Genomic DNA, 12,572 nt, shown 5'->3' on the forward strand with positions numbered 1-12,572 from the left:
CATAAAGATCACTAGTGAACATGTCGAATCGATGAGCGGAGATCGAACGCCAGGTGAACGCGGAGAGGCGCCAGGATGGCGGGCGCCGCGACGCATAGACTGAGGGGCCGAATCGGTCGACAACGACCGGCGCAAAGCACGAACGGAGGCGCGGAGTGCAGGCATTCGCGTTCAGAACCATCGCCGACGCGCTGCGAGAAGAGATCCGCGACGGCGCGTATGGCGTCGGCGACTCGCTGCCGCCGGAGCGGGTGCTCGCCGAGCGCTTCGGGGCCTCGCTGGGCACCGTGCGTGTGGCGCTCAAGGAGCTGGTCGCCGAGGGGATCGTCGACGGCACCAGGGGGCGGCCGAAATCGGTGGTGCGCGTGCCGAACCCCCGGTCGTCGTTCGATGAGTTCCACAGCTTCGCGCAGTGGGCGCGCGGTCACGGCCATGAGCCCGGCGGGCACGTGAACGAGAGCGCATGGAAGATCGCCGACGCGCGCGACGAGCAGCTGCTGCTGGCCCCGCGCGGCGCGCGCGTGCTGTCCGTGGTGCGCGTGCGCTCCCTCGACGGCGACGTGGTGATGCTCGAGCGCACTCGCTATGCGGAGTGGGTGGGCCTGTTCGTGGCGGCGATTCCGCCCGATGCGCCGTCGGTCACCGTCGCACTCGCCGAGCACGGAGTGCGCTTCACACATGCGGAGCACCGCTTCAGCGCAGAGGGGGCGAAGGCGCGTGACGCGCAGCTGCTCGGAGTCGGCAGAGGATCCGCTCTGCTGGCGCACCGCCGCGTGTCACGCGACCCGCACGGGCGCATCCTGGAGTGGTCGGTCGACCGGTACATCGCGGGCAAGATCGCTGTCTCGGTCGGCAACTCGTGGAACCAGAACCCGCTCACCTGGACCACGCCGGACGAGACGTAGCGCTTGCCGTTACTCGCAGTCGAGCCGATCCGCGATGGCGCTCATCGCTTCGATCTCGCGCTGCTGGGTCTCGCCCATGGCACCGGCGACCTGGTGCACGCGGGGGTCGGAGCCGAGCTCGCGCACGGCCTCGACCATCTCGAGGGCACCCGCGTGGTGGGTCACCATGAGGTCGACGAAGAGGCAGTCGCCTGCCGTTGTGCCGGCTTTCGCCCGCAGGTCGGCGAGCTGGTCATCGGTCGCCATGCCCATAGCCTCGCGCAGTTCGGCATCGGTCGCGGTCGGCGTGACTGCGCCGCCGTGATCGTGCTCCGTGCCCTGCATCCACGCCATCAGAGGCTCGGTGCCGTACTGCGGCGCGCCCCAATCGACGAGCCAGCCGTACATCTCGCCGCCCTGCGCCGCCTGGCTCGTCGCGATGTCGTACGCGGTGAAGCGCAGCTCTTCGTCGCTCGTCGCCGCATACTCGATCATGGCCATCTCTACGGCCTGCGAGTGGTGCACCTGCATGTCCCGGGCGAAGCCGACGTCCGCGTCGTTCGGACCCGTCACTGCGCCGAACGTGGTGAAGCGGCCGATCGCGAACGCGGCCCCGGCGACGAGTACGATCGCCAACGCGATCAGCGGCCACCGGCGACGGCGCGTGGATCCGGATGATCCTGCCGCGCGCTCCGGCGACGCGTCGGCCTCCGGATCATTCGTATCGATGCGCTGGGCGCCTGACGCGGTCATCCGGAGCCGTCAGAGCCGTCCTGGGCCATCGACGGCGCCGGTGCAGGAAGCGCCTGGCTCCGGCACATCAGGGCTGCGCCAATAGGCCTGGAAGAACTGCTCGATGCGGGGATCGTCTGCGGAGTCGAGCTTCAGCTGGGCGTTCCACGCGCTCACAGCGATCGGTGTCTCCATGCCCTCGTACGGCGACATCAGACCATAGCCGCCCGGTATGTGCTCGCGCAGGCGTTCGACTTCTGCGTCGGTGAGGGCCTCGGCGTCGTAGGCGATCCAGACGGCACCGTGCTCGAGGGAGTGCACGGCGTGCTCGTTCTCCTGCGCCTCGGTGTAGACGCCGCAGTTCAGCCACGCCTGATTGTGCGGGCCGCCTGCCGGCGGGTTCTGCGGGTAGTCGACTTCTCCCGCGACGTGGTCGGTGTCGTTGTCGAAGGTCTCGACGCCCTCGATCGACGACGGATCGACAGACGCGATGTCGTACTCGTTCCAAGGAGTCGTGATGAACGACCATGTGACGAGCGCGGCGACGGCCACGGCAGCGACGGAGCCGACGGTCCACCATGCGGCGATCCCGCGTCGGCGCCTGCGCACGTTCTCCTCGTACTGGGCCTTCGCTCCTGCCGTCTCGGCCTGCCGCTGTCGGGCGAGGCGCTCGGCCTCGGCTGCGCGGGCGGGGTTGCCGCTGCGTCCGCGAGGGGAGCTGGAGCCGGAACGTTTCGAAGCCACCCCACGAGTCTATGCGCGCGCATGTGCGCGGGCGCTGAGAGGCTAGCCGCTGTGATCTGGGAAGAGCCGCTGTTCGAAGAAGTCGCCCAGGGTGAGTCCCTCGAGGGCCGCTGAGCCGTCCTCGAGCTCGATGATCACCGGGTCGTCGTGGGACATCCAGAGCGACCTCTTCTGCAGCGTCGCACTCGCGATGCCGTCTTCATCCGCCGTGACGGTGTCCTCGACGAAATTGCTGTCGATGTAGTATCCCTCGACTCGGATCAGAACGTCTGCTCCCGGTGCAGCGTTCGCCGCGATAGTGAACGTGGGATCGAGCAGACCATTCCACGTGCTGCGGTCGAGGTTCGTGGACAACGGCACCTCTTCTTCGTTCCCGTTGTCCTCCGGCTCGCTCGGATCGTCGTCGCCCGATGGGGCGGTGGCAGTGGTCGTGGGGTCCGGCGTCGGCTCGGTCGTCGGCTCAGGCGACGGCGGTTCGTCGCTGCTCGTCGTCGCCTCGGGGGAGGCATCCGGGGTCTGCGGGGTCGGTTCGGGGGTCGGCTCGGTCGCCTTCGGCGTGGGGGTCGGCTTCTCGGGCGTGGGCTTCGGCGTAGGCGTCTTCGATCCGTCCGACTCGTCAGAGGCGTCGGCGAGATCGGAATCGGGTTCGATCTCCGCGCCTGTGGGCGAGGTCGAATCCTGCAGCGCCGACTGGGTGCCTTCAGCCGGGGGATTCAGCTGGCCGGGCAGCACGGCTGCTGCGGCGACGACTCCCGCGATGGCGAGCGATGCGATCCCCGCCGTGGCCACACCCGCCACCGTCAGCATTCCGCCAGCGGACGATGACGCGCTGGATGCGCCTGACGAGCCTGCTCCCGCAGCACCGACGGCGCCGGCCGCCGCGCCGATGAGCGCAGCGCCCGGCTCGACGAGGTGCCCGAAGAGCGCCGCACCGTGGCCGGCGAGATCCGGAGCAACGCTCTCGTCTGCGATCACGCTCGCACCTTCGACGACGCCCTGCGGCATCGCCATCAGCGCGACGGCCTCGCCGCCGCGCTGCAGAGATGCGAGGTAGCCGCCGGCACCTGCGACGCCGACCGCGAGCGGCAGCAGCACCATGACGAGTCGGCTGCCGACATCCTGAGCCTCAGAGGCGACGATGGCGCAGCGCGGACACGAGGCGATGTGCGCGTCGGCCTTGGCGCCGTCGCGGGAGCCGAGGTTGCCGCGCGTGTGTGCGCCGATGCGCTCGATCGTCCACTTGCAGTCGGAGTCCTCGGGAACAGACGCGATGTGCGCCTGGATCCACGATTCGCGCAGCCCTTCCCGGGCCCGGAGCGCGAGCTGCGAGACCGCTCCGGGCTTCACGCCGAGCAGCGGCGCAACCGCGGCGGGCTTCATGTTCTCGACCTCGGTGTACCAGAGCACTTCCTGCCACCGGCTGGGGAGGGAGCGGAACGCGGTCACCGTGAGGCTGTGGTCGAGCGCAGCGCCGACCGCCTCTTCGCTGGAGCCAGGGTCCTCGACGTCCTCGAGCTCACCGGCGGCGGAGGCGGCGGCCTTGCCCCAGGTCGCCGCGATGTTCCGGATGGCGGTGAACAGATAGGCGCGGAAGGAACCGGTGGGCCCGCCCCCGCGCCTGATCGCCTGAAAGATCTTCGCGTAGGCCTCCTGTACGAGGTCGTCGGCGTCGAGATCGTGGGAGATGTTCCTGGCGGCGACGATGCCGGAGCGGTAGTGACGCCGCCACAGCTCACCGAACGCATCGGCGTCGCCGGAGCGCGAACGCAGCACGAGATCGGCGTCAGCCGTTCTCTCGTTGTCGTCGGTCTCGCGGGCACGCATCCCTCTATTGTGCGTCGATCGTTATGCGATGCGCCAGTTGACCGGCGAATTCTGCGCGGATACTCGGGCACCGACGGTGCTCACGGCATGTCGGAAGAAATCTCTCGGAAGTCGCGTGATGAATCGACATCCTCGCCGTCCCATGTGCGAAGGGGTTGTGCGTTCGGGTCCTTCGGGGAGGGGTCCCCAGCGTTTCCACGAGGAGCCGAACGCCGATCGCCGGATGAGCCGGAGCGTCTCGGGGGAGGGGCTCCGCGCCGCGGCGAGGTGCATGAACCCGGGTGGGCCCGAGTCGGGGGACTCGGGCCCACCGACCCCTGATCGGCTCGCGTCAGACGGCGCGGGTGCCGGCTGACCATACGGCGCGGACGCGCAGCTCGTCGTCGAGCAGGACCGCGTCGGCCGCGGAACCAGGGGCGAGGGAGCCGAGGTCGAGGCGGCCGATCGCGCGCGCAGGCACTGCGGTGAGCGCGGCGACGGCGTCGGTGAGCGGTGCGCCGAACGCGACGGCACGACGGAGCGCCTCGTCCTGCGTCAGGGTCGAGCCGGCTATCGCACCCGTCTCGCGCACACGAGCGACGCCGCGTGCGACGTCGACGCCGAGCGTGCCGAGGGTATATGCCCCATCCGGCATACCCGTCGCCGCCATCGCGTCTGTCACCAGCGCGACGCGACCGGGGGCGGCGAGGAACAGCATGCGCATGACATCCGGGTCGACGTGCACGCCGTCGGCGATCAGCTCGAGCGTCACGTGCTCATCTGCTGCGGCTGCCGGCATCGGGCCGGGGCGTCGATGGTGCACACCCGGCATGGCGTTGAACGCGTGCGTGAGGATCGTGGCGCCGCGGTCGATCGCCTCGCGGGTCGTCTCGGCATCGGCATCGGTGTGGCCGATCGCCGCCGCGGCGTCGGCCGCGACGATGCGCGCCACCGCGTCGAGCCCGCCGCTGAGCTCAGGGGCCACCGTGATCTGCCGCACCGTGCCCGCGCCTGCCTCGAGCAGCGTGTCGACGTCGCGAGGTTCAGGCGCGCGCAGCAGAGCGGGATCGTGCGCGCCGTGATGACCGGGGTCGAGGAACGGGCCCTCGAGGTGGGAGCCCAGAACATCCGGATGTGAACGTGCGAGCTCTGCGACCGTCGCGGCTCTGCGGGCGAGGACGTCGATGTCGGCGGTGACGAGGGAGATCACCGCGCGCGTCGTGCCGTGCGCGCGGTGCGCCGCCCTGGCCGCCAGAATCGCCTCTCCGCCGTCGTCGAAGGCGTGACCGCCGCCGCCGTGGCAGTGGATGTCGATGAAGCCGGGCGTCAGCATCGCGCCGGGGACGATGGTCGAGGCGTCGAGCACCTCGTCGCCGTGCGCGATCGCCTCCGGCACCAGCGCCCCCGTGCCGGACGATGCGATCGTGCTGCCCTCGAACCGCACCCATCCTGTTTCGGAAGCCCCAGGGCTCCCCGGGCCGACGAGACGCGCGGAGTGGATCACTGTTCCCATCCCGCTAGCGTGCCACGTCCGTGCACTTCGACATGTGCGGAACCGGCTGCCGAGATGCGCACATTTTCGACAACCGGCCGACAAAACCGGCGCATCTCGACGAAAGGTGCGCATCTCGGCAGCGGGCGTGGGGTCACGAGCGGAAATATGCAGGGGTGCTCCGGTAGACTTGCGGCGTCGCGACTGGCGCCGGAGGTGGGACACCACCGGGGAGCGACTTGGACGGCAGTCGGCCGCGCGCCTGGGCCGATGCGATCACCTCCCACCTTCCTCTGGAGTTCGCATGACTGATCCGCTTTTCAACGCCCCGCTCACCGAAGTCGACCCCGAGATCGCGCAGGTGCTGCAGCGCGAGCTCGACCGCCAGCGCGGCTTCCTCGAGATGATCGCCTCCGAGAACTTCGTGCCGCTGTCGGTGCTGCAGTCGCAGGGCTCCGTGCTCACGAACAAGTACGCGGAGGGCTACCCCGGCCGCCGCTACTACGGCGGCTGCGAGGAGGTCGACGTCGCCGAGACCCTTGCCATCGAGCGCGCGAAGGAGCTGTTCGGCGCGGAGTACGCCAACGTCCAGGCCCACTCCGGCGCATCGGCGAACGCGGCCGTGCTGCACGCGATCGCACGCCCCGGTGACACGATCCTCGGCCTGTCGCTCGACCACGGCGGGCACCTGACGCACGGTATGAAGATCAACTTCTCCGGCCGCCTCTACGACATCGTGCCGTACGAGGTCGACGCGGAGACGTCGCGCATCGACATGGACGAAGTGCGCCGACTCGCTCACGAGCACAAGCCCAAGGTCATCATCGCCGGATGGTCGGCCTACCCGCGCCAGCTCGACTTCGCCGCGTTCCGCGAGATCGCCGACGAGGTCGGGGCGTACCTGTGGGTCGACATGGCGCACTTCGCCGGGCTCGTGGCCGCGGATCTGCACCCGAGCCCCGTGCCGCACGCGCACGTCGTCTCCTCGACCGTGCACAAGACGATCGGCGGCCCGCGCTCGGGCTTCATCCTCTCCAACGACGCCGACGTGGCGAAGAGGATCAACTCCGCGGTCTTCCCCGGCCAGCAGGGCGGCCCGCTGATGCACGTGATCGCCGCCAAGGCCACAGCCTTCAAGCTCGCGGCGACCGACGCATTCCGCGACCGTCAGGAGCGCACGCTGCGCGGAGCGAAGATCCTCGCCGACCGCCTCGCCCAGCAGGACGTCATCGATGCCGGCGTCTCGGTGCGCTCCGGCGGCACCGACGTGCACCTTGTGCTCGTCGACCTGCGCGACGCGGCGATCGACGGCAAGGCGGCAGAGGATCTGCTGCACGAGATCCGGATCACCGTGAACCGCAACTCGGTGCCGAACGACCCGCGTCCGCCGATGGTCACGTCAGGCCTGCGCATCGGCACGCCGGCGCTGGCGACACGCGGTTTCGACGACGCGGAGTTCACCGAGGTCGCCGATGTCATCGCGCTCGCGCTGCAGCCGAACCCCGACATCGCGGCGCTGCGCTCCCGTGTCGAGAAGCTCACGGCTGCGTTCCCGCTGTATCCGGATGTCGAGCACGCATCGACGGGATACGCCGGCGCCTGAGAAGGAGGCGCGTCGATGCCGATCCGTCTGCTGGTGCTGGTCGGCTCGTCCGGCGCAGCAGCTGCGTCTATCAATCGAACGATCAGTTCCCTATGCTGATAGGTAACCAGTGCGCCCGGAAACGGGCGGGTGCTCGATGAGGAGGCAACATATGACCGCGAAGGTGCTCGATGGCAAGGCCGCGTCGGCGGCGATCAAGACGGAGCTGGCGGAGCGCGTTGCGGCGTTGAAGGACAAAGGAATCACGCCGGGAATCGCGACGGTGCTGGTGGGCGCGGACCCTGCGTCGCAGCTGTACGTGGGGATGAAGCACCGCCAGTCGGAGGCGATCGGGATGAACTCGATCCAGCGCGAGCTCCCGGCGGATGCGACGCAGGAGCAGGTGGAGGCGCTGATCGATGAGCTGAACGCCGATCCGACCTGCCACGGCTACATCGTGCAGCTGCCGCTGCCGAAGCACATCGACACCGACGCGGTGCTGGAGCGCATCGATCCGGCCAAGGACGCGGACGGGCTGCACCCGACCAACCTGGGCCGGCTCGTGCTCAACGTGAACTCGCGGATCGACACCCCGCTGCCGTGCACCCCGCGCGGCGTGATCGAACTGCTGCTGCGCAACGACTACGACTTCAAGGGCAAGCACGTCGTCGTGGTCGGCCGCGGCGTGACGATCGGGCGCTCGATCGGCCTGCTGCTGACTCGTCGTGAGATCAACGCGACCGTCACGCAGGTGCACACCGGAACGGTCGACATGGGGCAGTACCTGCGCCAGGCCGACGTGATCGTGGCGTCGGCTGGCGTGAAGCACCTGATCCGTCCGGAGGACGTGAAACCGGGTGCAGCGGTGCTCGACGTGGGCGTGACCCGTGAGGAAGACCCGGAGACGGGCAAGAGCAAGGTCTACGGCGACGTGCATCCGGACGCCGCCGAGGTCGCGGGCTTCGTATCGCCGAACCCGGGCGGGGTGGGACCGATGACGGTGGCGCTGCTGATGACGAACGTCGTCGAAGCCGCGGAGCGCGCCGCGGCGTAGCGCACGCGTGGCCGGATGTCGGGACGCGCGGCGCGGTTGACCGGGAGCAGCGGCGCGGCAAGGGTGGGAGCATGGCACACATCTCACTCGGCATCGCGGGCGCGCTGGGCACCGAGAAGGCGGCGGCGCTCGCCCCACGGCTCGAAGCGGCGGGGTTCCGCTCCCTCTGGATCAACGAGACGCCGGGCGTCAACGCGCTCGAGGTCGCCGCGGCCGCGGTGCGCGAGACCGACGAGCTCCGCGTCGCGACGGGGGTGATTCCGGTCGACCGTCGTCCGGCGTCGGCACTGCTCGACGACATCGCACGGCTGGAGCTCCCCGAGGATCGCCTCACGCTGGGGATCGGTGCGGGACAGACCCGCCGCGGTGCGCTCGACCTCGTCTCCGCGTCGCTCGAGGCACTCCGCGCGGGCACCGGTGCTCGCCTCGCGGTGGGTGCGCTCGGCCCGAAGATGCGCGCGCTCGCCGCGTCCCGCGCCGACGGAGCGGTGCTGAGCTGGCTGACGCCTGAGGCCGCGGGCGTGCAAACGCGCGAGTTCCACGACATCAACCAGGCAGGGTCTGCGGTGCTCTACGCGCGTGCCAACGCGCATCCGGATGCCAGGAATCGGCTGGAGGATGAGGCTGACAGGTATGCCTCGTTCCCCGCCTACGAACGGCACTTCGCCCGGCTCGGCTTCGGCGCGCGCGACACCGTCCTTCCTTCACCGGCCGACGCCGACATCGCGCCGCGCCTGGCCGAGTACGCCGCAGCGGTCGACGAGGTCGTGCTCCGCGCGATCACCCCGACCGACGCACTCGACGAGTACCTGGCCTTCCTCCCGTTCGCGAGCGACTAGGAAGTCGGCGGGTTCGCGCGCTACGAGCGGGCGTGGCGGTCGAGGAACTCGAACACGGTGCTGTCGTCGACGCCGGGGAAGGTGCCGCGGGGGAGCGGTGTGAAGATGTGCGCGTGCACGCGCGCGCTCGGCCAGGCCCTGCCGCGCCAGCGGTCGGACAACTCGCCGGGGGCGCGGCGGCAGCACGATTCGTCGGGGCAGGTCGACACGCGGCGGTTCTGCGTCTCGCGACCGCGCCAGAACCGCGCGTCGTCGAACGGCACTCCGACCGTGATCGAGAACGCCCCGTCGTCGCGGGTGCCCGTCTGCGTCGAGCACCAGTACGTTCCGGCAGGAGTGTCGGTGTACTGGTAGTGCTCGGTCGTGCGGTTGTGCCGCTCGAAGGCATCACGCGCCGAGAAGTTCTTGCACACGATCTGCCCCTCGACCGAACCGGTCACGTCCTCGGGGAGCGGCAGGTCGTCGTTCTCGTACACCCGCTCGATCTGGCCGGCCGAACCGATGCGCATGAAGTGCAGGCGCATGTCGAGGTGCGTGGTCATCAGGTTCGTCATCCGCATGGCGGCGGACTCGTGCGTCACGCCGAACGCATCGCGGAAGTCCTCCACGGCGAGGTTGCGATCCTTCTTCGCCTCGGTCAGGAATGCCACGGCCTTGGTCTCGGGAATCAGGCAGCACGCCGCGTAGTAGTTGATCTCGAGCCGCTGCTGCAGGAAGTCGGCGTAGTCGGTGGGCGGCCTGTGGCCGAGCAGTCGGTGCGCCATCGCCTGCAGCGCCATCGAGCGCAGACCGTGCCCGCCCGGGATCGATGCGGGCGGCAGATAGATGCGCCCGTTCTCCAGGTCGGTGATCGACCGGGTCGACTCCGGCAGATCGTTCACGTAGATGAGCCGGAATCCGAGCTGTTCGGCCATGATGCTCACCGTGCGGTGCGTGAGCGCGCCCGTCGAGTGCCCCGCAGCGCTCAGCTGCTTCTCTGCGAGCTTCTCGATGTCGGGCAGGTAGTTGTGCTTCGCCCGCATCCGCAGGCGCAGCTCGGTGTTCGCGCGCCTTGCCTCCTCCGGGGTGGCGATGGCCTCCGCCTCTCGGCGCTGAAGTTCGCGATGCAGACCGAGCACCGACTCGATCGTGTCATCCGACATCGATTTGGTGACCCTCACCGCCGGGACCCCCAGCCGACGGAACACCGTGCTCGACTGCGCGCGCTCGAGTTCGATCTCCAGCGCCGCGCGCCGGTTCGGCGGCTCGCCCGAGATCAGGTCGCTCACACTCGTCTCCGCCGCCTCGGCGATCGCCTGCAGCAGCGACAGCTTGGGTTCGCGCTTGCCGTTCTCGATCAGGCTGAGCTGGCTGCCCGCGACGCCCACCTTGGCGCCGAGCTCGTCGAGCGTGAAGCCGGTGGCGAGGCGGTAGTGCCGGATGCGGTGGCCGAGGGTCTTCAGCTCGAGCCCGGATCGCGTGTCCGTGGGGGGAGTCATTCCTTCAGCATATCTAAAGAACCGCCCTTCTTATCAGCTCGAATCGCCTGAAGAGTGCGCGGATGTCCTCCAGAGTGAGTACAACCGCTCATTCATACGGAAGGGAGCATCATGACGATGACCCAGGCACCGCCCGCGCCGACCACCAAGCCTGCGCCCGGCTACGCGGGGCCGGGAATGAGCGAGCTTCTCGTATGGGTGAACGACGTCGCCGAACTGACCCAGCCCGACCGCATCCACTGGGTATCCGGCTCCCGTGAGGAGCACGACGCGCTCATGGACGAGATGGTCCAGCAGGGCACGCTCATCCGGCTCGACGACGCCAAGCGTCCGAACTCGTTCCTCGCCCGATCCGATGCCGGCGATGTCGCCCGCCTCGAGGGGCGCACCTTCATCTGCTCCGAGCGCCGCGGCGATGCCGGCCCGACCAACAACTGGGTCGCGCCTGCCGAGATGCACGAGACGCTGCGGCCGAAGTTCGCCGGCTCGATGCGCGGTCGCACGATGTACGTCGTGCCGTTCTCGATGGGCAAGATCGGCGGTCCGATCTCGCAGATCGGCGTGCAGCTCACCGACAGTCCCTACGCGGTCGCGTCGATCGAGCTGATGACGCGTGTCGGCGACGAGGTCACCGCACTGATCGCCGACGGGCACGAGTGGGTGCGCACGGTGCACTCGGTCGGACGGCCCCTGCACCCGGATGAGCCGGATGTCGCGTGGCCGTCGAACGACGACAAGTACATCGCGCACTTCCCCGACACGCTCGAGGTCTGGTCGTTCGGCTCCGGTTACGGCGGCAACGCCATCCTCGCCAAGAAGTGCTTCGCGCTACGGATCGCCTCGGTTCTCGGGCGCGATCAGGGCTGGCTCGCCGAGCACATGCTGCTCATCCGGGTCGTCGACCCTGCGGGCCGCGCCTACCACGTGGCTGCGGCGTTCCCCTCCGCCTGCGGCAAGACGAACCTCGCCATGATGCGTCCGACTCTGCCCGGCTGGCGCATCGAGACGCTCGGCGACGACATCACCTGGATCCGACCGGGCGATGACGGACGCCTGTACGCGATCAACCCCGAGGCCGGCTTCTTCGGCGTGGCACCGGGCACGGGTGAGTCGACGAACATCACCGCCGTGGAGACGCTGTGGGGCAACGTCATCTTCACGAACGTGGCGCTCACCGATGACGGCGATGTCTGGTGGGAGGGCCTGACTGACGACGTGCCTGAGCACCTCATCGACTGGCAGGGCAACGACTGGACCCCGGATGCCGGGCGCCCGGCCGCGCATCCCAACTCGCGCTTCACGGTTGCCGCGTCGCAGGCGCCGACGATCTCGCCCGATTGGGAGGAGGCCGTGCCGCTCGATGCCATCCTGTTCGGCGGGCGCCGCGCGACCAACGTTCCGCTCGTCGTCGAGGCCCGCGACTGGGAGCACGGTGTGTTCCTGGGGGCGACGATCTCGTCGGAGCGCACGGCCGCGGCCGAGGGCACCGTCGGCGAGCTGCGCCGCGACCCGTTCGCCATGATGCCGTTCTGCGGCTACAACATGGCCGACTACTTCGGGCACTGGGTCGACATGGCCTCACGGGTGTCGAAGCCGCCGGCGATCTTCCAGGTGAACTGGTTCCGCAAGGGCGACGACGGCCGGTTCCTCTGGCCAGGGTTCGGCGAGAACTCCAGGGTCATCGCCTGGATCGCCGAGCGACTGCGCGGCGAAGCCGCTGTGGTCGAGTCACCGATCGGGCGGCTGCCGGAGCCTGGTGCAATCGACCTGACGGGCATCGACGTTCCGGATGGTGACCTTCGGGAGCTGTTCCGAGTCGACCCCGACACCTGGGCGGCCGAAGCCGACCTCACCGAGGAGTTCTTCGACACCTTCGGCGACCGAGTTCCGACGGCGCTGCGCGAGCAGCTGGCCGGACTCAGGCGCCGTCTGGAAGCCGCGAGGTCCTGACCGCACTCCGGTCC

Annotated in this window: 10 protein-coding genes and 1 riboswitch; of the genes, 5 read left to right on the top strand and 5 right to left on the bottom strand. The window is 69.3% G+C overall.

Features of this window, described 5'->3' with window-relative positions:
* Positions 1-155 precede the first annotated feature (155 nt).
* On the top strand, positions 156-905 hold the full coding sequence (locus DZG09_RS06630) for a GntR family transcriptional regulator (protein WP_119696825.1): 750 nt from the start codon (positions 156-158) through the stop codon (positions 903-905).
* Positions 906-914: 9 nt separating this feature from the next.
* Here DZG09_RS06630 and DZG09_RS06635 read toward each other — a convergent pair whose 3' ends face one another.
* From DZG09_RS06635 to nagA, 4 genes are all read right to left on the bottom strand, one after another.
* The gene (locus DZG09_RS06635; protein WP_119696826.1) at positions 915-1,637 is read right to left on the bottom strand and encodes a DUF305 domain-containing protein; all 723 of its coding nucleotides are present in this window, start codon (positions 1,635-1,637) and stop codon (positions 915-917) included.
* Between the two features lie 9 nt (positions 1,638-1,646).
* Positions 1,647-2,360: a DUF3105 domain-containing protein gene (locus tag DZG09_RS06640; RefSeq protein ID WP_119696827.1), complete on the bottom strand. Its 714-nt coding sequence runs from the start codon at positions 2,358-2,360 to the stop codon at positions 1,647-1,649.
* Between the two features lie 42 nt (positions 2,361-2,402).
* Positions 2,403-4,184, bottom strand: a complete 1,782-nt coding sequence (locus DZG09_RS06645) for a sigma-70 family RNA polymerase sigma factor (RefSeq protein WP_119696828.1) — start codon at positions 4,182-4,184, stop codon at positions 2,403-2,405.
* Positions 4,185-4,515: 331 nt separating this feature from the next.
* Positions 4,516-5,676 (bottom strand): N-acetylglucosamine-6-phosphate deacetylase, encoded by a 1,161-nt coding sequence (gene nagA / locus DZG09_RS06650; protein ID WP_119696829.1) that lies wholly within the window; start codon positions 5,674-5,676, stop codon positions 4,516-4,518.
* Positions 5,677-5,845: 169 nt separating this feature from the next.
* Positions 5,846-5,930, top strand: a riboswitch (ZMP/ZTP riboswitch).
* A 29-nt stretch (positions 5,931-5,959) separates the two neighbouring features.
* On the opposite strand from nagA, the gene glyA reads away from it, so the two are divergent.
* From glyA to DZG09_RS06665, 3 genes are all read left to right on the top strand, one after another.
* On the top strand, positions 5,960-7,258 hold the full coding sequence (glyA, locus tag DZG09_RS06655; RefSeq protein WP_119696830.1) for a serine hydroxymethyltransferase: 1,299 nt from the start codon (positions 5,960-5,962) through the stop codon (positions 7,256-7,258).
* A gap of 151 nt (positions 7,259-7,409) precedes the next feature.
* Positions 7,410-8,291, top strand: a complete 882-nt coding sequence (locus tag DZG09_RS06660) for a bifunctional methylenetetrahydrofolate dehydrogenase/methenyltetrahydrofolate cyclohydrolase (protein ID WP_119696831.1) — start codon at positions 7,410-7,412, stop codon at positions 8,289-8,291.
* Between the two features lie 71 nt (positions 8,292-8,362).
* Positions 8,363-9,130, top strand: a complete 768-nt coding sequence (locus tag DZG09_RS06665; protein ID WP_119696832.1) for an LLM class flavin-dependent oxidoreductase — start codon at positions 8,363-8,365, stop codon at positions 9,128-9,130.
* Positions 9,131-9,150: 20 nt separating this feature from the next.
* Here DZG09_RS06665 and DZG09_RS06670 read toward each other — a convergent pair whose 3' ends face one another.
* Positions 9,151-10,608: a helix-turn-helix domain-containing protein gene (locus tag DZG09_RS06670; protein ID WP_119696833.1), complete on the bottom strand. Its 1,458-nt coding sequence runs from the start codon at positions 10,606-10,608 to the stop codon at positions 9,151-9,153.
* Positions 10,609-10,725: 117 nt separating this feature from the next.
* Here DZG09_RS06670 and DZG09_RS06675 point away from each other — a divergent pair, with 117 nt between their 5' ends.
* On the top strand, positions 10,726-12,558 hold the full coding sequence (locus DZG09_RS06675; protein ID WP_420845900.1) for a phosphoenolpyruvate carboxykinase (GTP): 1,833 nt from the start codon (positions 10,726-10,728) through the stop codon (positions 12,556-12,558).
* The last annotated feature ends 14 nt before the right edge of the window (positions 12,559-12,572 follow it).

It is taken from the genome of Microbacterium halotolerans (assembly GCF_003569805.1).
GTDB lineage: Bacteria > Actinomycetota > Actinomycetes > Actinomycetales > Microbacteriaceae > Microbacterium > Microbacterium halotolerans.

Excerpts from the sequence above, each read along its gene's own strand:
- DZG09_RS06635 (WP_119696826.1), bottom strand. The coding sequence starts at position 1,637 with ATGACCGCGTCAGGCGCCCAGCGCATCGATACGAATGATCCGGAGGCC.
- DZG09_RS06645 (WP_119696828.1), bottom strand. The coding sequence starts at position 4,184 with ATGCGTGCCCGCGAGACCGACGACAACGAGAGAACGGCTGACGCCGAT.
- nagA (WP_119696829.1), bottom strand. The coding sequence starts at position 5,676 with ATGGGAACAGTGATCCACTCCGCGCGTCTCGTCGGCCCGGGGAGCCCT.
- glyA (WP_119696830.1), top strand. The coding sequence starts at position 5,960 with ATGACTGATCCGCTTTTCAACGCCCCGCTCACCGAAGTCGACCCCGAG.
- DZG09_RS06660 (WP_119696831.1), top strand. The coding sequence starts at position 7,410 with ATGACCGCGAAGGTGCTCGATGGCAAGGCCGCGTCGGCGGCGATCAAG.
- DZG09_RS06665 (WP_119696832.1), top strand. The coding sequence starts at position 8,363 with ATGGCACACATCTCACTCGGCATCGCGGGCGCGCTGGGCACCGAGAAG.
- DZG09_RS06670 (WP_119696833.1), bottom strand. The coding sequence starts at position 10,608 with ATGACTCCCCCCACGGACACGCGATCCGGGCTCGAGCTGAAGACCCTC.
- DZG09_RS06675 (WP_420845900.1), top strand. The coding sequence starts at position 10,726 with ATGACCCAGGCACCGCCCGCGCCGACCACCAAGCCTGCGCCCGGCTAC.